This window comes from Streptomyces sp. YS-3 (assembly GCF_045257485.1).
GTDB lineage: Bacteria > Actinomycetota > Actinomycetes > Streptomycetales > Streptomycetaceae > Streptomyces.
Genome location: NZ_JBJHPC010000986.1, coordinates 1 through 1,438, shown reverse-complemented (window position 1 = coordinate 1,438; position 1,438 = coordinate 1). Strand labels below are relative to the sequence as shown.

The 1,438-nt window shown below is 68.9% G+C and carries 1 protein-coding gene; it reads left to right on the top strand.

The window, feature by feature from the left end:
• Positions 1–237 precede the first annotated feature (237 nt).
• Positions 238–1,380, top strand: coding sequence for a phosphate ABC transporter substrate-binding protein PstS (gene pstS / locus ACJA3G_RS36910; protein ID WP_406557379.1), 1,143 nt, complete (start codon positions 238–240; stop codon positions 1,378–1,380).
• Positions 1,381–1,438 lie beyond the last annotated feature (58 nt).

The window sequence follows — 1,438 nt, the reverse complement described above, 5'->3', positions numbered from 1 at the left end:
GGTTTCCGGCCGGGCGCCGCCCACCCCGGGAGGCGGCCGAACACGAACCGGTAACGGTCGGCACCGCACTGTCCGACACGGTTCACCTTCCGTTCACTCTCCTCCGTCGGCGCCTTCACCTGTTCTGCCTAATTTCGGCCTTACACGGTGTGAGGCGACCCCGCCCGACCGGACACCTCTTCGCACGCCGCCGTACAACGGACGGACCCCGGCGGCTCCTGGAAGGAACACCCGAAAGTGAAGCTTCAGCGCAAGAACCGGCTCCGCGCCACCGCCCTCGGCGTCATCGCCGTGTCCAGCGCCCTGGCCCTCACGGCGTGCGGCAGCGACGACAACGACAAGGGTTCGGGCGCCACCGGCGGCACCGGCGGCAAGACGAGCGCCGCGTCGAACATCAAGTGCGACGGCGCCAAGGGCCAGCTGCTGGCCTCCGGTTCCTCCGCGCAGAAGAACGCCATGGACCTCTGGGTCAAGAACTACATGGCGGCCTGCAAGGGTGTGGAGATCAACTACAAGGGCTCCTCCTCCGGCGAGGGCATCATCAACTTCAACCAGGGCACGGTCGCCTTCGCCGGCTCCGACTCCGCGCTCAAGCCGGAGGAGGTCGCCAACTCCAAGAAGATCTGCACCGGCGGCCAGGGCATCAGCCTCCCGATGGTCGGCGGCCCGATCGCGATCGGCTACCACCTGGAGGGTGTCGACAGCCTGGTGCTGGACGCCCCGACGCTCGCCAAGATCTTCAAGGGCGACATCAAGAAGTGGAACGACGAGGCCATCGCCAAGCTGAACTCGGGCGCCAAGCTCCCGGACAAGGCGATCCAGCCGTTCCACCGCTCCGAGGACTCCGGCACCACCCAGAACCTCGGCAAGTACCTCGGCGCCACCGCCAAGTCCGACTGGACCTACGCCCCCGAGAAGAAGTGGCCCGCCCCGGGCGGCCAGGCCGCGTCCGGCTCCGCCGGTGTCGCCGCGCAGGTCAAGCAGACGGACGGCGCGATCGGCTACTTCGAGCTCTCCTACGCCACCTCGCAGTCCATCAAGACCGTGGACATCAACACGGGCGCCGCCGCCCCGGTCAAGGCCACCCCGGAGAACGCCTCCAAGGCGATCGCCGCCGCCAAGATCAAGGGCACCGGCAAGGACCTGGCGCTGGGCCTGGACTACGCCACCAAGGCCGAGGGCGCCTACCCGATCGTCCTCGTCACGTACGAGATCGCCTGCGACAAGGGCAACAAGGCCGACTCCCTCGGCACGGTGAAGTCCTTCCTGGCCTACACCTCGGGCGACGAGGGCCAGAAGATCCTCTCCGACGCCGGCTACGCGCCGATCCCGGCCGAGATCAACGCCAAGGTCCGCGAGACCGTCGCGGGTCTCCAGTAACACCCGTCGGTCCGAGGGGCGCGCGCCGAGCCGCCGCCCCGAGGCCCCTGGGGCGGGG